This window comes from Ruegeria sp. BJ6, from assembly GCF_056537885.1.
Genome location: NZ_JBQFSG010000001.1, coordinates 44,635 through 62,575, shown reverse-complemented (window position 1 = coordinate 62,575; position 17,941 = coordinate 44,635). Strand labels below are relative to the sequence as shown.

The following is a 17,941-nucleotide window of genomic DNA, read 5'->3' as shown; positions in this document are numbered from 1 at the left end:
TGTTCATATGCGGCAAATTCGATATCAAACCCGCAACTGCTCAAGGATTAGGCACTTTGAAACTGCGTCTCGCCGACAAGGATCTGAACCCGCCCGTTTTGCTGGCGCCCATGGCTGGAATCACCGACCGTCCCTTCCGCGATCTGGTGATGCGCTTTGGAGCTGGCATGGTTGTCAGTGAAATGGTGGCCAGTCAGGAGATGGTTCAGGCCAAACCCGGGGTGCGTGAGCGGGCAGAGTTGTCGGCTGATGTTGAAAACACGGCAGTGCAACTGGCAGGGCGTGAAGCGCATTGGATGGCGGAAGCCGCTCGTCAGGTGGCGGATCGTGGTGCCCGGGTCATCGATATCAACATGGGGTGCCCGGCCAAAAAGGTCACGAATGGGTACTCGGGCTCGGCCCTGCTGAAAACGCCTGATCATGCGTTGACCCTGATTGAGGCTGTCGTAAGCGCTGTGGACATTCCGGTAACGCTGAAAACGCGGCTGGGATGGGACGATAGTCTGCTGAATGCGCCGGAGGTTGCGCGCCGTGCGCAGGACGCGGGTATTCGCATGGTAACGATCCACGGCCGAACGCGATGCCAGTTTTACAAAGGGCGCGCCGACTGGCAGGCAATCAGGGCAGTTAAAAAAGCGGTTTCAATACCGGTCATCGCGAACGGTGACATTACTGACACCCAAAGTGCGCGAACGGCGCTGGATCACTCTGGTTCGGATGGGGTCATGGTGGGGCGCGGCGCACAAGGCAAACCCTGGCTGTTGGCGCAGATATGCCATGATTTGTACGGTGCCGGTGCACCACAAATTCCGCAAGGCCCGGATTTCATTGAGATGGTGCGTGCTCACTATCAGGCCATGCTTGAGTTTTACGGCCCGGACCTTGGCTTGCGCGTCGCCCGCAAGCATTTGGGTTGGTACATGGATGGCGCGCAAACGCCAGCGCCTTTGCGCCGCGCGGTTCTGACCTCGCGTGATACCGGCGAAGTGATGCGCTTGCTGGGCGATGCGCTGGTTCCGGATGTAGGGCAGGCCGCATGACTTCGGATCAGGATATCTGGGCCTCGCTACCGGTTCCGGCGTTCATCATTGATGCCGAAGATCGCATTGCGGATGTTAACTCTGCGGGCGAAGGGTTTTTGAATGCCTCACGCAAGTCCGTTGTTGGGCATCCGGTCTGGGATCAGATTGCTGTGGATGCGCCGCTGGAGGAGGCCTTTCTTCGCGCCAGAGAACATGGGACCCCATTGTTCGTCAATGATGTGGACGTTGGTTCAGGCAACCGTGCGCCGCTACAATGTGCGCTGCAGATCGCGCCGCTGGCCGGGCATCCCGGTGTAATGATCATGATCATTTCCCCGCGCGAACTGGCAGGGCGCATGACGCAAAGCCACACGGTCAAATCCGCAGCGCAATCGGCTATCGGCATGGCCGAAATGCTGGCGCATGAGATCAAGAATCCCTTGGCGGGGATCACCGGGGCGGCGCAGTTGCTTAGCATGAATATACCGCCGCAAGACCTAGAACTAACAGACCTTATTGTCGAAGAAAGCCGCCGTATCGTTAAGCTGCTGGAGCAGGTCGAACAATTTGGAAACCTGAGCGAGCCGGATTTCAAACCCGTCAATATTCACGATGTTCTGGACCGTGCGCGGCGCTCGGCTTTGCTGGGGTTTGGTGCGCATATGACAATTGTCGAGGATTACGATCCGTCGCTGCCGTTGGCCTTCGGCGATCCGGATCAGTTGTTGCAGGTGGTGCTGAATCTGCTCAGAAACGCATCCGAAGCCGCCGGAACCGATGGCGGCACGATCAGGTTGCGCACCTACTTTGAACATTCATTCCGCCTGCGTCGCAGTGACGGAACCGGGCATTCGCTGCCTTTGCAGATCGAGATCATAGATGACGGGCCGGGACTGCCGGAGGATATCCGCGGTGACATTTTCGATCCGTTCGTATCCGGACGGGAGAATGGCACAGGGCTGGGTCTGGCCTTGGTCAGCAAGATCGTTTCGGACCACAACGGCTGGATTTCGGTGGATTCGGTGCCCGGGCGCACCGTGTTCCGCCTGTCGCTACGTCGCGCGCCGCTGGAAAGACTGGATAAGGAGAACACCTGATGGATGGCACAGTTCTGGTTGCAGACGATGATCGTACGATCCGTACCGTACTGACACAGGCGTTGACCCGCGCAGGGTGCAAGGTACACGCCACATCCTCACTTACCACGCTGATGCGCTGGGTGGGTGAGGGAAAGGGGGATGTGGTGATCTCGGATGTGGTCATGCCAGACGGCAACGGCTTGGAGATGCTACCCAAGATTGCGGAGGATCGCCCCGGGCTACCGGTTATCGTCATATCTGCCCAGAACACCATCATGACGGCGATTCAGGCGGCCGAGGCCGAGGCCTATGATTATCTGCCCAAACCGTTCGACCTGCCGGATCTGATGAAACGCACAGCGCGGGCGCTGGAGCAAAAACTGCGCGCGCAACCCGAGCCAGCAGAAGAACGCAGCGAGCGCCCCGAAGAACTGCCTCTGGTCGGTCGCACCCCGGTTATGCAGGCGCTTTATCGGTTGGTGGCGCGGGTCATGAATACCGATCTGTCCGTCATGATTTCTGGCGAAAGCGGCACCGGTAAGTCCCTGATTGCACGGGCAATCCATGACTTCTCCGACCGACGCACCTTGCCTTTCGTGACAGCCACGGCCACTGACCTGAGGGAATTGGAGGGCCCCGCGCGGATCATGGCGCGGGTACGAGGCGGGACTCTATTGATTGATGAGATCGGCGATATCGATGAGGAAATGCAGGCGCGGATTGTGCGCATGATGGATGCGCCCGGCGATCATGTCCCCCGTTTCATGGCGACAAGCCAGTCGGATCTGACCGAAGCAATGGAGGACGGCCGGGTTAGGCAGGACCTGTATTACCGTTTGTGCGGCGCCACGATTCACGTGCCGGCCCTACGTGAAAGAGTGGACGATATCCCCTTGCTGGCAGAGCACTTTTTGGTTCGTGAAGAACGCGACACTGGCACCATACGGCGGCTCAGCACCGAAGCGGTCGAATTGATGCGCCGATATTCGTGGCCCGGAAATGTACGGCAACTGGAAAATGCCATTCGCCGCCTGAGCCTTACCAGCCGCGCAGACGAAATCAGCCGGGCCGAGGTTGAGGCTGTGTTGGGCAGCCAACCCGAAGCCGAACCGATTCTGGGCGGTGGCGAACGCGAGAAATTATCTGCGTCTGTTGCGCGCCATCTGAGGCGGTATTTCGATCTGCATGGCAATATTCTACCGCCGCCAGGGCTATATCAGAGGATTTTGCGCGAAGTTGAGGCGCCCCTGATTGAGATTGCACTTGAGGCAACTGCCGGAAATCAGGCGAAATGTGCCGAGTTGCTCGGGATCAACAGAAATACGTTGCGCAAAAAAGTGACCGATCTCGATATTCAGGTGACACGCCGACGCAAACTGATGTAATATCGCCACACAAACCGTGGCATCCGGGTTCGCACCCGGCAAGGACCACGATATATGGCGGTACGTCGTTGCGGCGACACATCAGGATGAGGGCAGACGGTGGCAACCCGGGCACAGAACGGGCCGATCCTATCGATCAATCGGTGGCGCAAGTCCCGAAGGCTGAGGAATTTCGGCACCTTAGGGCTTGTTGTTCTTGGGCCGATTTTAACTCTGGCAACCTATCTGATCATTGGGCCTTTCGATCTGGGTGCTACGGCTCCGACACTCAGGCTGATTCTTCTCGCAGATCTGGTTTATGTGCTGGTTGTTGCGGCGCTTGTACTCAGCCAGTTGGCAAGTCTGGTTGCCGCGCGACGGGCAAAATCGGCTGGTTCAAGACTGCATTTGCGCCTGATTGGCGCATTTACGCTGTTGGCGCTGGTTCCGACGGTGACGGTCGCGATCTTCGCTGGGCTGACGGTGAATATTGGCCTCGAAGGGTGGTTTTCGGATCGTGTAAGGCAGGTCGTCGGCTCTTCACTGACCGCGGCTGAAGCTTATGAACATGAGCACCGCCAAGGGCTGATGCAGGATGCAACGGTTTTGGCGCGCTTTTTGGACAATGCGCGGTCGTTGAATTTTTACATCACGGATGCGGAACTGCGCGAGGTTTTGGCGCAGGGACAGGGTCAGATTCAGCGCGGTCTGAGAGAGGCATATGTCATTGATGGCAGCGGTGAGATTCAGTCTCGTGGCGACCGGTCCTACTTGTTCAACTTTGAGCGTCCCACGCCACAACAGATCGTGGACGCCGAAGACGCCGGTATTCTGATCATTGACGACTGGGCGAACAGTGAATTTCGCGCGCTGGTACCGCTTAGGGCGTATTTGGACCGCTATCTGTATGTCAGCCGTGAAGTCGACGGAGAGCTTCTGACGCTGCTGGATGATACCAAGGAAACCGCTCAGTTCTATCAGCAGCTGGAAAGTGAACGGGGCAGGGTGCTGTTCGAGTTCGGCCTGCTATATCTGGGTTTTGCGGTCATTCTGATCCTGGCTGCCGTGTCGCTGGCAATGTGGTTTGCCGAGCGTCTGTCCCGTCCAGTCGGGCGTCTAACGACCGCGGCGCAGCGTGTCGGCGCGGGTGATCTGGATGTTCAGGTCATCGAAGAAGCCAGTGACGACGAGATCGCGATGCTGGGCCGGTATTTCAACCAGATGACCCGGCAACTCAAAGGTCAAAGGGACACTTTGCTGGAAAATACACGCCAGATCGAGCGCCGCCGCCGTCTTTTTGATTCAGTGTTGAGCTCGGTAACTTCGGGCGTCGTCGGCGTTGATCCCGATGGGTGCGTCACGTTTGTGAACCGCTCGGCCGAGCGCCTGTTGGACTGGTCGGGAGGAGAGCAAAGTCTGGCGCTTGGGATTGCCGTACCCGAATTCCTGCCCCTGTTCGACAGCCTGATGGGAAGCAATCAGGAGGCCGTGCAGGGCGAGGTTAAAGTAACGCGCAAGGGGCAGCTGGAAAATCTGTTGGTGCGTATGGCCACACGTCGCGGTGAGGATGGCGGCCTTGAAGGGTACGTGGTGGCCTTCGACGATGTGACCGACCTTGTCAGTGCACAGCGCATGGCGGCATGGGGGGATGTAGCGCGGCGTATTGCGCATGAGATCAAGAACCCGCTTACGCCTATCCAGTTGAGCGCAGAGAGGATCAAGCGCAAGTTTGCGAAGAAACTGGATGAGGCGGATTGCGATAGCCTTGAATCGATGACGGATGTCATCGTGCGCCAGACGAATGATTTGCGCCGCATCGTTGACGAGTTTTCCAAGTTCGCACGGATGCCCGAACCCGACCGTCATGAAGAAGATGTTGTCGAGTTGGTACGCGAGGCCGTGCTATTGCAGCAGGCCGGTCAGCCTGATGTTCAGATTGACGCATATCTGCCCGATCAGCCGATGCTGGGCGATCTGGATGCCACGATGCTGAATCAAGCGCTGACCAACCTTATCAAGAACGCTGGTGAAGCAATTGAAACACTGAAGAAAAAAGGGGCGCCGGAAAATCTGAAGCCCCGGATCGAAGTGCGGGTAATGGAAGAATCCGGTGATACGCTGATCACCATTGCAGATAACGGGATCGGATTGCCGGAAGATCGTGCCCGGCTGTTTGAACCTTATGTCACCACACGCGACGAAGGCACCGGACTTGGGTTGCCGATTGTGAAGAAGATTATCGAAGAACATGGCGGTGCGTTGACGTTGGAGGACGCACCGGTATTTGACGGACAGAACCATTTTGGCGCAATGGCCGTGATCCGTTTGCCGGGGGTTAATTCGACCGCCGCTGAAGCGCCAGCAAAGCAGGCAATTAAAACCAAAATGAAAGCAGGCCCAACATGAGCGACATTCTGATCGTAGATGACGAGCGCGATATTCGTGAACTGGTGTCCGACATTCTTAAGGACGAAGGCTTTTCCACCCGGCTGGCCGGAAATTCCGACGATTGCATGGCCGCAATCAACGCCGAGCCGCCGGGATTGTTGATTCTGGACATCTGGCTGAAGGACAGCCGGATGGATGGCATCGATATTCTAAAGGCTGTCAAACGCGACAATCCGGACGTTCCGGTCGTTATCATTTCTGGTCACGGCAATATCGAGATCGCCGTGGCAGCCATCAAGCAGGGCGCCTACGACTTTATCGAAAAGCCGTTCAACATTGACCAGTTGATGGTTGTTATCAGGCGCGCGATGGAAACCTCGCGCCTGCGCCGCGAGAACGCTGCACTCAAGCGCAAAGAGGTCAGCAGCTCGGACATGATCGGAAAATCTGCATCCTTCCGTGCGATGCAGGGCCAGTTGGACAAGGTTACCAAATCCAATGGCCGCGTCATGCTGCGCGGTCCCGCCGGATCGGGCAAGGAAATTGCGGCGCGTTACATCCACGCCCATTCCAACAGGGCCAATGCGCCCTTTGTTACTGTCAACTGTGCGGGTGTCGAGCCAGAGCGAATGGAAGAGGTTCTGTTCGGCAGGGAAACAACAGAACGGGGTGTCGAACCCGGCCTTTTGGAAGAGGCCCACGGCGGCATTGTCTTTTTTGACGAAGTTGCAGACATGCCGCTTGGAACGCAATCCAAAATCCTTCGGGTGCTGGTCGACCAGCAGTTCCAAAGGGTTGGCGGTACTGACAAGGTCAGAGTGGACCTGCGCGTCATTTCTTCGACCAACAAGGATCTTGATGCTGAAATTGCAGCCGAGCGGTTCCGCGAGGAACTGTATCATCGTTTGAACGTTGTTCCGATCCCGATCCCCTCTCTGGAGGAGCGGCGCGAAGATATTCCGGTTCTGGCTCAGCACTTCATTGAAATGCACAACGAAGCTCAGGGGCTACCAGTGCGGGAACTGTCGGAGGAGGCGGTGGCCCTCCTTCAGACCATGGCCTGGCCCGGCAACGTGCGTCAGTTGAAGAACCTGGTCGAACGCGTTCTGATCCTTGGTGAAAGTACGGGTCCCATTGAGGCCCGCGAATTGCCGAACGAAGAGGACAAAGCCGAAGAGGATGGCCGCGTTGTCCTGTCCGGTGCGCTGGCGACCCTGCCGTTGCGCGAAGCGCGGGAAGCCTTTGAGCGCGAGTACCTGCTGACTCAGATCAATCGCTTTGGGGGCAACATCAGTCGAACCGCCAGTTTTGTCGGCATGGAGCGCAGCGCGCTGCATCGCAAGCTTAAGTCGCTGGGTGTTGTGACATCAAACAAATCTGGCGCACGTGTTGCGCATGTCGACGAGCATGAGCCGGCGGAATAATCCGCCGGACATCACCCCGCCTGTCCGGGGGTGACGATCTGGAATGAGCCATCGTCGAACTTCCTGAAACAGGACGCACCACTCAGTGGCGGCAGGGTGGTGGTTCGGGCTGGTGCCACCTGTGCCTTCACGCTTTGTTTGCACGGTGGCAGTGTTACCGAGCGATAGCCTTTGCCGACCATACATTGTGCCTCGATCTGGTTGCGAAGGCTCTGATTTACATCGACTGAATAAATTCGCCCGGGTTGCCACCAGCCGGGTGTCGTATAGCAGCGCCCCTGACTGTCGCAACGCCTCGTCCCCGGCCAATAGACCGGTGCGGATTGGCGGATCTGGTTCGCCACCGGGGCCTCTTTCAAGGCCTTTACCTGACAGGCAGTCGTTTCGGTTTGCATGCGCGAAACTGTTTGCCCCTCGCGGTAATAGAGGGAAAGCGAGCCGCAGGATGACAGCAAAACAACGGGCAGAATAAGACGAAGTATTGTTTTCATACAGTTATCTTGCCTCAGGCGGTTGGCCATGACAAATCAATTGACCGTCCTTAGGGCATCTGTCATTCAAAACTCTCAGGCAGAAGGGCCAGAAGCATGAAGGTCATCATTTGCGGCGCCGGTCAGGTTGGCTGGCAGATCGCGCGGCACCTGTCGGGTGAGCTGAACGACGTCACTGTGGTCGACAACAATCCGGACCTGGTGCGCCGGGCGACCGAGACTCTGGACGTTCAGGGGATTGCAGGTTTTGCCAGTTACCCGGATGTTCTGGATCGGGCAGGGGCGCGAGACGCGGATATGATCATTGCCGCGACCCATTCTGACGAAGTGAACATGGTTACCTGCCAGATGGCGCATTCGGTCTTTTCGATTCAGCGCAAGATTGCGCGTCTGCGTTCAAAGTCATACCTCGAAGCCATTCACTCGGACCTGTATCGCCGCGACCATCTTCCGATTGATGTAGTGATCAGCCCCGAGCGCGAGGTGGCCGCCGCTGCGATGCGTCGCCTCTCCGCTCCGTCTGCCTTTGACACCGAGATTTTCATGGACGGGAAGGCGCAATTGCTTGGCATTCGCGTTGATGAGGAATGCCCTATCGTCAACACGCCCCTCAGGCAGTTAACGGACCTGTTTTCGACCCTCAGTTCCATCGTTGTGGGTGTGCGCCGCGAGGGGTCTCTGTTTGCCCCGGAACCGGATGATCAGTTGTTTGTCGGCGACGAATGCTACGTGTTCACCAACGTCAAAGATGTCGACCGAACCATGGAAGTATTCGGAAAGGCGCAAAAAAAGCAGGATCGGGTAGTCGTCGTTGGTGGCGGCAATGTCGGTCTTGAAGTGGCAAAGACGCTGGAGGAACGCGAAAGCCGCGTGCGCGCCAAGGTCATCGAGCGCGACCGCGGATGCGCGGAAGTGGCCGCCGAAGCGTTGGAACGCACAATTGTGCTGAACGGTGACGGTCTGGATTCCGCGTTGCTGAGCGAAGCGGGGATTGAGCGGGCGGATGCAATGCTGGCGGTCACGGACGATGATCGCACCAACATGCTGGCGGCTGTACGGGCCAAGGCGGACGGCTGTGCGCTGGCGATTGCGCTGATAAATGATCCCAGCATGGTTGCTCTGATGGGGCCGCTGGGCATTGACGCCTATATCAATCCACGCGCCACGACTGTGAGTTCGATTTTGCGGCACATTCGTCACGGTCGCGTGCGTCAGGTCTATTCCATTGGTGACGCCGAGGCCGAGGTTATCGAGGCCGAGGTTCTTTCCACCTCTCCCATGGCCGGTCAGAAACTGCGGGACATCGACTTTCCCGAGGGCGTATTGGTCGGCGCGGTCCGCAAGGGTGACGAGGTGGTTCGCCCCACCGGTAGCCTGCGCATTGACGAAAAGGACGTGGTAGCGATCTTTGCGATGGCCGATGATGTTCCCGAGGTCGAGCGCTTGATGCAGGTTTCGATCGACTTTTTCTGATGAAACACACGCGGCAACAGGACCTGAGTGTATTCCGGCGGTTGCCGCTGTTTCTGTTGATTTGGGGGATCGTTTCCGTATCGATGTGGATTCCCGCCATCTACGCGCTGGCATTGGACGATCATCCGACATCACGCTCGTTTTTCTATTCCGGACTTTTGGGTCTGATTATCATGACGATGATCGCTTTGGCGTCCATGAACCGGCAACCAAAGCGGGGCACACTTGGCCAATTGGCGGTATTGCTGGGCGTGTTTTTGGCCTTGCCCTTGTTTCTGGCTATCCCGTTGCATGACGCGCTTGGAACCACGACATTCATCAATGCATATTTCGAAATGGTCAGTGCCCTGACCACCACAGGCGCCGACTTGTTCAACGATCCCGCGCGACTGTCTTCGCCTTTGCATTTGTGGCGTGCCCAGGTCGGTTGGATGGGCGGTCTTTTGATGTGGGTTGCGGCCTCGGCTATTCTTGCCCCTCTGTCACTGGGTGGTTTCGAGGTAACTGCTCAGGGCGTACCCGGTCGCCCAGTTTCGGGCGTTGCCCAGAGCGAGAGGGTAGATCCGAGGGGGCGTTTGCTGCGGGTAACGCGAACTCTGGCGCCGGTTTATATCGGGCTGACGGTTGTCATTTGGATCTTGCTTTTGATCGCCGGAGAAGAAGGGTTGACCGCCATTTGCCACGCGATGTCGGTCATGGCCACTTCGGGAATCTCGCCAGTTGGCGGGTTGGAGGGGTCGTCCGCCGGTTTCACGGGTGAGGCAATTCTGTTCCTGTTTTTGTTCTTTGCTTTGTCCCGTTTGACCTTTTCGGCGGACACCGCAACAAGAGGGTATTCGCGGTTGGACAAAGACCCCGAATTTCGCATTGGCCTGATGATCGTTCTGGTCGTTGCGATAATTCTGTCGTTCAGGATTTTGTTTGCAGCCAGCGAAATTGGTGTCGACCCCGAGCCGGAACAGGCGCTTTCCGTTTTCTGGGGCATGTTGTTGACCGCAATGTCCTTTCTGACGACAACAGGTTTCGAAAGCGCGCACTGGAATGATGCACAGCAATTGTCAGGCCTTGGTACGCCCGGCCTGATCCTGATGGGTTTGGCGCTGATAGGCGGTGGCGTTGCCACCACTGCGGGCGGGGTCAAGCTTTTGCGGGTCTTTGCGCTATACCTGAATGGCGCACGTGAGATCGGACGCCTGATCCATCCGTCATCAGTTGGTGGCTCTGGCGGGCACCGACGCATTCAGAAAAACGGTGCGTTTATAGCGTGGATTTTTTTCATGCTGTTTGCCCTGTCACTAGCGCTGTTCAACATTGTTTTGTCTGCTCAGGGTGTCGGATTCGAACAGGCGATGGTGCTGAGCGTTGCAAGCCTAAGCACCACAGGACCGCTGATCGAACTTGCAACAGACGTTCCAATCCGGCTGGCCGACCTTGGCGCCAGCACAAAACTGACACTGTGCGCAGCGATGGTAATCGGGCGTCTTGAAACCCTTGCAATCATCGCTTTGGCAACGCCCGCGTTGTGGCGGGGCTAGGACACCGGAAACAACAGCTTTCATCCATCTGTTTTTTCATCTGGAATATCTTGGCGCGCCACTCCATACTTGTCAGGAGGGAGCGCGTTGGTCCGCAGCGCGTAGCAAGAACAACGGCGAGATTATAAAAATATGGCTTCGGACAGACAGAATCTTCAGGACGCATTCCTGAACAATGTACGGAAAGCAAAAGTCCCGGTCACGATATTCCTGATCAACGGCGTGAAATTGCAGGGTGTAATCACCTGGTTCGACAATTTCTGTGTATTGTTGCGCCGCGACGGACAGTCGCAGCTGGTCTATAAGCACGCGATTTCAACCATCATGCCGTCACAGCCGATCAACCTGTATGAGGGCGAAGACGCCTCTTGATGGAACATGACAGGGTGCGCACCCGCGCCTGGGTGCTGCATCCCGAAATCAAGTCAGACGATACGCGCCGTGTTCCCGAACCAGCGCTGGAGGAGGCCGTCGCACTTGCGGCGGCGCTGCCCGATCTGGATGTGATCGGTTCAGAGATTGTGCGGTTGCAACGCGCGCAGCCGGGACATTTGTTCGGCACCGGAAAAATCGAGGAACTGCGACAGAAGTTCCATGACCACAAGGTTGAATTGGTTCTGATTGACGGACCGGTTTCTCCGGTCCAGCAGCGCAATCTGGAAAAGGCATGGCAGGTCAAAATTCTTGACCGCACGGGATTGATCCTCGAGATTTTTTCGGATCGCGCCCGCACACGCGAGGGTGTGTTGCAGGTTGAGATGGCCGCGCTCAGCTATCAGCGTACGCGGCTGGTTCGGGCTTGGACGCACCTGGAACGTCAAAGGGGCGGGTTGGGGTTTGTCGGCGGTCCCGGTGAAACCCAGATCGAGGCGGACCGCCGCGCAATCGACGAGCAGCTTGTGCGCCTTAGGCGACAACTGCAAAAGGTCGTCAAGACGCGGACGCTGCATCGCGCGGCGCGGGCCAAAATCCCATATCCGATTGTTGCGCTGGTCGGTTACACCAATGCCGGTAAATCCACGCTGTTCAATCGCCTGACCGGGGCAGAGGTCATGGCAAAAGACATGCTTTTTGCCACGCTGGACCCGACAATGCGGCGCGTTGAGCTGCCGGATGGACCCGAAGTGATCCTGTCCGACACGGTGGGGTTTATCTCGAACCTTCCGACGGAACTGGTGGCAGCGTTTCGCGCGACACTGGAAGAGGTTCTGGGGGCCGACCTCATCGTTCACGTCAGAGACATCAGTCACGAGGAAACCGAAGCGCAAGCTCAGGATGTCGAGGCAATCCTTACGTCATTGGGGGTCGGAGAAGATCGCGCCCGCCTTGAGGTATGGAACAAGACTGATCTGCTGGCCCCGGAAGAGCGCGAGGCCGCGCTGGCCCGTGCTGATCGCGATCCGTCGATCTTTGCGATTTCGGCGATCACCGGTGACGGCGTTGACCCCTTGTTGGTGGAAATTGCGGCCCAACTGCAGGGTGCCCGTCACGAAGCCACCTTGAATCTGGGGTTCGCCGAAGGGAACAAGCGGGCCTGGCTGTATCGTCAGGATGTCGTGCGATCCGAAGCCCAGACAGAAGACGGTTTCGAAATCACTGTTCGTTGGACCAACAAGCAGGAAGCGCAATATTACGCGCTTTAGCCTCAGCGACCTTCGATCTGGCGTTGGTATTCCTCAGCATCGTACCAATTTTGCGCGGACAGAATTTTGTTGTCTGCGCCAAACTCCCAATCCTCCCAGCCGCGGGTCACGATGTGATTGTTCGTTTCGAAATGATGGCCCTCTAGGGTCCACACAAAGATTGCATGGTTGCCGGCCCATCGCAGCATATCACACCGAAGCTCAAGATCAGGAATTTCGGCATGAACGTCCCGCACCATTTGTGCTATGGCGGCACGCCCTTCTAGCGAGGCACCACGGTTGACGGAAACGCTTCCGTTCAACTCAAAAAACTCAGAGACGGTCTCTCCGTTCCCGGTACTCCACGCGATTGCGTAGTCGCGCGCCAGATTGTTAAGAGTATCTCGAACGCTCCCCATCTATTCCCCCAACTTGGTGCGCCGTTCCCGGAAAGGTACGCGAAAATCGGGCGGAAGGTCCACGCCGTGCCGCAAAAGGGGCGGGGATTTGCCTAAACGGGCGAAAGCGGCAGACCTGTATCAGCGGGGAACCAGATGGGTCGTTCCTACGGCAGCCGCCCTTGCGAGATTTGCATCCAGCGACATGGGCAGATACTCGCCGCGCCGCCAAAGTTGCGCCTGATCGTCATAATAACGGGACAGGAAATGCCCGGATTGGCCGGTAGCGGTGATGAACACCGAACTGTCGGGATCGGCAAAGTCATAAACGCCGCGGTAACCTGCACCATGCACATTCTGGAACGGATCCGGACCTTCACCCGATGTGCGCCCGCGAAGCAGGGTATTGTCGCCGCCGCTGGTCGATTGCCGGATATTCACAAAGTACCGCAGCAGCGGCACTGAACCCAAAACCGGATGGTCATGCGTGGCCTGATGTGCATCGCCCCAGCGAAGCGACTCCAGTGCACTTCCGTATCTTTCGGTGATCCAGATCAGTGCATCGTCCAGTGCAAGTCGGGCCATGTCCGTACAGGTTTCCTGCGGGGCGCTTTGAATGACATCGCACCAGACCGAAGCACCATCGATATCCCGGTAGACCCGTTCGATGAACAGCGGTTCGACATGCTTATATTCACTGGCAAGCGGCCCCAGTTCGTCCACAATCAGTCGGTTTTGCAATGCCCGAAGCCACGCTGCGTAGATCAGTGGTTCCGGTAAATGCTCGTTCATTTCGCCGTTCCACTCGGCCAAAAGCGCCAATGCAATCTGCCGTTGACGTTCGGGGGTACCTTCTGGTGCGGATTCGCCGGTAAACCACAAGTCTGCCCCCACCAATGGCAGCAGGGAGCGGGCGGTGAAGCTGACCGTATCCAATTGAGCTTCGATAAAGCTGTCACGGGTGTGAACTTCGCGCGATTGCATCAGTTTTTCCCACCGCTCAACGCGCTGAGTATCGCCCCAATGAAACGAGACATGATCTGGGAATGGGCGATCGACGATCTTGTTGTTGGTATTGCCCAACAGCCCTCCGACTGGCGCCACGAACTCGGGGTTTTTGGAATAAGGCAGGCGACCCTGCCACAGATTCTCCTGCAGCCAGCCGGGGCTGGGGATGCGGCCTTTGCTTTGATGGCGAGGGTTTCGGCTGGGCATCGCGCCGATCAGCTTCATCCCGATGGTTGTCTTGTCCACGAGGGACAGATTTTGGGAAGGTGCCAGAAAACCTTCGGCTCCGCGAATGGCCTGACGAACATTGTCCGCATTCATCAGGGCCATAGCCGCAGTCATGGATGTGTCCTTTGGGCTGAGTGCAGTCCATGACAGTGAAGCGACGTGGCCGGGTGGCGTTATGGTTTCAAGATCGTAGTGGCTGCCGGGCAGAACCGGCCCGTTTTCGGTCCAGCGCAGGGTCAATGTGATTGGCGGCGCATCCTTGATCTCGATAATCGACGGGCGGGACCTGAATTTTTTGAAACCATCCGGAGACAGATATTCTTCAGGGTTATCCGGGTTCAGCTGTTCGATGTGAACGTCCTGATCGTCCAGATAAGATGAGGTCACGCCCCAGCCCAACCGATCACTGCGCCCTGTCAGGATCACCGGAATACCAGGAATTGACGCGCCGATCACGCCACCCTTGTCCAATTCAAGCCGCGCCAGATACCAGGTGCCGGGGGCGGTGAAACCCAGGTGTGGGTCATTTGCCAAAAGTGTGCCGCCGCTTGCGGAGCGTGACGGCGCAGCAGACCATGCGTTAGAAGCACCGGCCAGACCGCGTTGGGGGAAGGGCGCAATTGGGCTGTCTGCGGCATGTGTGCCTTGGGCATAGCGGGGCAAATTGGGAAACAGTGCCGAGTATTCCGGAAGGGCGGCAATACCGGCTCCGGGGACATCGGGCAGAACGTCGGCCAGACGGGCAGGGTTGTCAAGCATCAGCGATGTACGCGCGCGCAGCACCTCTTCCTGAAGATGTCCGGATAGCTGTAGCCCCATCAGTTTGATTATCGCGATGCTGTCTGCAGGCTGCCAAGGGGCGACCGGTGCATTGAACAGAAACATTTCAGGGGCACCGCGTCCCAGTGCTTTTTCATTGATTTCAGTCAGCCGTGCATTGACGCCTGCCGCGTACCCTTCGAGCGCAGCAAGGGTGTAATCATCCTGAACCTCTGTTGATTGCCGGGCCAGGCCGTAAAGATCCAGACGGCGCAACAGCTTGTCGACAGAAACGGTGCGGGTTCCGAACACTTCGGACAGACGCCCCTGTACGGTGCGCCGCATTACCGTCATTTGCCAAAGACGGTCCTGCGCGTGGGCATAACCCAACCCGAAAAAGACATCCGGATCGGTTTCACCAAAAATATGAGGCACATTGGCGTTGTCCCGAACGACTTCGACCGGTGCGGATATCCCCTCGACCTGGAGGGTCTGGTTGTACTCGGGCAGGGATTGGCCGGCGAGGAAATAGATCAGCACAATAGCGGCGACAACCAGTGCGACCAGACCTGCAGCTAACCGCACAAGCCAGCGAAAGATAAGACCCATCTGCTCTCCGGTGTCATCAGGATATTTGTTTTGTAAAGATTAGTTGAAGGCGCAGGAAACCGAAAGGGAAACAGGCCGGGAACCTTGGGAAAACTGCCTTAAAACATAAACCCCGCCAAGGTGAGATACCGTTGGCGGGGTTGCCGAGAGGGGGGTGGTGAATAACGGTTTAGGGGATGATGCGAGTATATTTCGTGCCGTCCAATGTCGCACCGATCTGCAGTCCGGCCTGACCGAATATGGCCGCCAGAACGGGCGAGCGCAGGGTCGTGGTGTCGGTGGACAGGGAATCGCCCTGATCGCTGACGACATAGCCGATATCCGCACCGGCGGTCCAACCGCTGGACCGGCGGAAATCGTTCAGCGCATCCTGGGTCATAAAGAACAGGACGTGCGCATATTGCTGGGCACCGATCTGCAATCCGGCGCTGCCTTTCAGGGCAGAGTAGTAGTCTACCGTAACACCCTGAATGCGTAGTGCGCCGCGCCCGTAGCCCGCGCCAAACACAAATCCCGCCTCGGTGACCAACGGCATCACCAGCAGGCCGGTTGCCTTTTCAGAGATTTCGATCGTGTTCGGGTAACGGCTGTACATTTCGTTCAGTGTCGCATCCACGCGCGCGTCGATCGTGGCTGCGTTCGAGTTGCCAACGCCGTTGCCGCAGGCGGCCGTCAGCGTCAGTCCGGCCATGCCAAAAGCAAAGCCGCGACGGGTCAGTCGTGGAGATTGGGAACTGCTCATTTTTCTTTCTCTGTCGATACGCCTGATTAAGCCGGGTTGGCCCGGTCTTGGGCGCAAGAATACGCCGATTAGGTGGCGCTGTCACGGGAAAGCTGCCTGTGATCTTTCCTAAATAGGCGAAAAATTGCGTGAAATTGGAGTTTTAGCCGTTCAGCATACGAGCAACTGCGGGGGCGAAATACGTCAGAACTCCGTCACAGCCAGCCCGTTTGAAAGCAAGCAGGCTTTCGAACATCGCCTTTTCACCATCGATCCAGCCATTCTGCGCCGCAGCTTTGATCATCGCGTATTCACCCGAGACCTGATAGGCGTATGTCGGGGCTCCGAACGTGTCCTTAACCCGGCGACAGATATCGAGATAGGGCATCCCCGGTTTGATCATCACCATATCGGCGCCTTCGGTCAGGTCACGTTCAATAAGGCGCAGGGCTTCGTTCGAATTGGCCGGGTCCATCTGATAGGTCTTCTTGTCGCCCGTCAGCGCGCCGGATGCGCCCACGGCATCGCGAAACGGTCCGTAAAAAGCACTGGCGTATTTCGCGGCATAGCTGAGGATCATGACATTGTGGTGCCCCGCACCTTCCAGCGCCTTGCGCATTTCACCAATCCGCCCGTCCATCATGTCTGAGGGACCAATGATGTCCGCACCTGCCTCGGCCTGTGCCAATGTCATTTTGACCAAGGCCTCGATCGTGGCATCGTTCACGATTTCCCCGTCAACAACATAGCCGTCGTGACCATTGATATTGTACGGGTCCAGCGCGACATCGGTCATGATTGCAATATCGGGTGCCACAGCCTTGATCGCCCGAATGGCACGATTTGACAGGTTGTCGGGGCTCCACGCCTCGGCACAGTCCTCGGTTTTCAGGGACGGATCGGTGTAGGGAAACAGGCATATTGCAGGAATCCCAAGGGCCTGCGCCTCGATCGCGGCTTTCGCGATCAGATCAACAGAGCGGCGCATAACGCCCGGCATCGAAGGCACGGGTTCTTCGATCCCTTCGCCGTCGCGCACGAAAACAGGCCAGATCAGATCGTTCACTGACAATTGGGTCTCGCGAACCAGCCCCCGAACCGCCTCGGATTGGCGCGCGCGGCGGAACCGGGCGAGAGGATACGGGGCGACGGTGGGTTTCATGGCACGCTCTCCTTGCACTATCGCGCATTGGGTGGCATGAATTCATCCAGTTCTCAAGGGTACCATTGGCCGCGTTTGCGCGATAGAACCCCCTAAAGACGTTTAAGAAAAGGGCAGGGGCTTGGACTGGTATTCCACGATTCTCGAACTCATAGACATGCGGAGTTTCTCGAATCTGTGGTTCTGGATCGCTTTGGCCGTGGTCTGGTCCTCTGCAAGTCATTGGATCATGGGCGTTCCGTATGACATGATCATGCGCGCCCGGCGCGTCGGCGGTCAGGCCGAAACGGACCTTCTGGACATCGTGAGGATCAACAGGAACAGGATCCTGTACATTGTCGAAGTGTCCGGTTTCATGATTTTCCTGATGGGAAGTTTTCTGTTTACCGGACTGGCAATGCTCGGATTTTATTATGGCGTCGAATTTGCACAGGCTGTATTCCTGCTGATCTTCCCGATGAGCTTCGTCGCAATGCTCAATTTTCGGTTGGCCCGCAAACTGGGCAGCCAGGAGATGACTCTGGAACTGGTATCAAAAGGTTTGCTGCGGTGCCGGTTGTATTCTCAGCTAATTGGCATGGTTGCGATACTGGTGACTTCGCTTTGGGGGATGTATCAGAACATCGGGATCAGTGTTCTGTACTAACAACAATGCAAG

The 17,941-nt window shown here is 57.3% G+C and carries 15 protein-coding genes; 10 read left to right on the top strand and 5 right to left on the bottom strand.

Annotated elements, in window-relative coordinates; all coding sequences use genetic code 11:
• The first annotated feature begins 56 nt into the window (after nt 1-56).
• From dusB to ntrX, 5 genes are all read left to right on the top strand, one after another.
• Complete coding sequence (gene dusB, locus ACR0D6_RS00285) at nt 57-1,040, top strand: tRNA dihydrouridine synthase DusB (protein ID WP_480764056.1); 984 nt, start codon at nt 57-59, stop codon at nt 1,038-1,040.
• Nucleotides 1,037-2,119, top strand: a complete 1,083-nt coding sequence (locus tag ACR0D6_RS00280; RefSeq protein WP_480764055.1) for a two-component system sensor histidine kinase NtrB — start codon at nt 1,037-1,039, stop codon at nt 2,117-2,119. The genes dusB and ACR0D6_RS00280 overlap by 4 nt, the downstream gene beginning before the upstream one ends.
• Nucleotides 2,119-3,486, top strand: a complete 1,368-nt coding sequence (locus ACR0D6_RS00275) for a response regulator (RefSeq protein WP_480764054.1) — start codon at nt 2,119-2,121, stop codon at nt 3,484-3,486. Before ACR0D6_RS00280 ends, ACR0D6_RS00275 begins: the two co-directional genes overlap by 1 nt.
• 99 nt (nt 3,487-3,585) lie before the next feature.
• The gene (locus ACR0D6_RS00270; RefSeq protein WP_480764053.1) at nt 3,586-5,871 is read left to right on the top strand and encodes a sensor histidine kinase NtrY-like; all 2,286 of its coding nucleotides are present in this window, start codon (nt 3,586-3,588) and stop codon (nt 5,869-5,871) included.
• Nucleotides 5,868-7,277 carry a nitrogen assimilation response regulator NtrX gene (ntrX, locus tag ACR0D6_RS00265; protein ID WP_170650147.1) on the top strand — a complete coding sequence of 470 codons (1,410 nt, stop codon included), beginning with the start codon at nt 5,868-5,870 and terminating at the stop codon, nt 7,275-7,277. The genes ACR0D6_RS00270 and ntrX overlap by 4 nt, the downstream gene beginning before the upstream one ends.
• An 11-nt stretch (nt 7,278-7,288) precedes the next feature.
• Here the strand turns inward: ntrX and ACR0D6_RS00260 are convergent, their stop codons facing one another.
• Entirely contained in the window at nt 7,289-7,768 is a 480-nt protein-coding gene (locus ACR0D6_RS00260) for a hypothetical protein (RefSeq protein ID WP_480764052.1), read from the bottom strand.
• A 96-nt stretch (nt 7,769-7,864) separates the two neighbouring features.
• On the opposite strand from ACR0D6_RS00260, the gene trkA reads away from it, so the two are divergent.
• The 4 genes from trkA (at nt 7,865) to hflX (ending at nt 12,419) form a co-directional block, all read left to right on the top strand.
• Nucleotides 7,865-9,241 carry a Trk system potassium transporter TrkA gene (gene trkA, locus ACR0D6_RS00255; RefSeq protein WP_480764051.1) on the top strand — a complete coding sequence of 459 codons (1,377 nt, stop codon included), beginning with the start codon at nt 7,865-7,867 and terminating at the stop codon, nt 9,239-9,241.
• A complete protein-coding gene (locus ACR0D6_RS00250) occupies nt 9,241-10,776 on the top strand; it encodes a TrkH family potassium uptake protein (protein ID WP_480764050.1) in 1,536 nt (511 codons plus the stop codon). Before trkA ends, ACR0D6_RS00250 begins: the two co-directional genes overlap by 1 nt.
• A 132-nt stretch (nt 10,777-10,908) precedes the next feature.
• Nucleotides 10,909-11,148, top strand: coding sequence for an RNA chaperone Hfq (gene hfq / locus ACR0D6_RS00245; RefSeq protein WP_005982826.1), 240 nt, complete (start codon nt 10,909-10,911; stop codon nt 11,146-11,148).
• Nucleotides 11,148-12,419, top strand: coding sequence for a GTPase HflX (gene hflX / locus ACR0D6_RS00240; protein WP_480764049.1), 1,272 nt, complete (start codon nt 11,148-11,150; stop codon nt 12,417-12,419). The genes hfq and hflX overlap by 1 nt, the downstream gene beginning before the upstream one ends.
• A gap of 2 nt (nt 12,420-12,421) precedes the next feature.
• Here hflX and ACR0D6_RS00235 read toward each other — a convergent pair whose 3' ends face one another.
• From ACR0D6_RS00235 to hemB, 4 genes are all read right to left on the bottom strand, one after another.
• Nucleotides 12,422-12,817, bottom strand: a complete 396-nt coding sequence (locus ACR0D6_RS00235; RefSeq protein ID WP_480764048.1) for a DUF1348 family protein — start codon at nt 12,815-12,817, stop codon at nt 12,422-12,424.
• A gap of 120 nt (nt 12,818-12,937) precedes the next feature.
• Nucleotides 12,938-15,400, bottom strand: coding sequence for a penicillin acylase family protein (locus ACR0D6_RS00230; RefSeq protein ID WP_480764047.1), 2,463 nt, complete (start codon nt 15,398-15,400; stop codon nt 12,938-12,940).
• 169 nt (nt 15,401-15,569) lie between these two features.
• Nucleotides 15,570-16,142, bottom strand: coding sequence for a YSC84-related protein (locus tag ACR0D6_RS00225; RefSeq protein WP_170650133.1), 573 nt, complete (start codon nt 16,140-16,142; stop codon nt 15,570-15,572).
• A gap of 142 nt (nt 16,143-16,284) precedes the next feature.
• Entirely contained in the window at nt 16,285-17,283 is a 999-nt protein-coding gene (gene hemB, locus ACR0D6_RS00220; protein ID WP_480764046.1) for a porphobilinogen synthase, read from the bottom strand.
• 121 nt (nt 17,284-17,404) lie between these two features.
• Between hemB and ACR0D6_RS00215 the strand changes: the two genes are divergently transcribed.
• Nucleotides 17,405-17,929, top strand: a complete 525-nt coding sequence (locus ACR0D6_RS00215; protein ID WP_480726397.1) for a component of SufBCD complex — start codon at nt 17,405-17,407, stop codon at nt 17,927-17,929.
• Nucleotides 17,930-17,941: the final 12 nt, after the last annotated feature.